Source organism: Desemzia sp. FAM 23988 (assembly GCF_045528365.1).
Lineage (GTDB): Bacteria > Bacillota > Bacilli > Lactobacillales > Carnobacteriaceae > Desemzia.
Map to the genome: position 1 here is coordinate 1 of NZ_JBGQQS010000097.1, position 255 is coordinate 255.

A 255-nucleotide genomic window follows, 5' to 3' on the forward strand; every position below is an offset into this window, starting at 1 on the left:
ATATGACGAATGGTCGTATCGGTGTAACAGATAGCATGATCCTCCTTCAAAATTTCAGTAAAATGCTTCACGTTAGGCTTTATCTTAAAACTTTGATAGAGCTCGATCACTTGTCTTTTTGTTTCCTATGGCACGGCGTGCCTAGCTGCTTTTCCTCTGTTGCCGTGTGAAAAAACAGCTTTTCCTCCTTCTTGATAGTCTTGAATCAATCTGTTAACTTGCCTCATCGAGAGCCCAAGTTCAACACAAGCTCTC

Annotated in this window: 1 pseudogene; it reads right to left on the minus strand. The window is 41.6% G+C overall.

Going from position 1 to position 255, the window contains the following annotated elements:
- A pseudogene (locus tag ACEN4L_RS13600) lies at positions 1-255 on the minus strand (helix-turn-helix domain-containing protein); the annotation flags it as partial.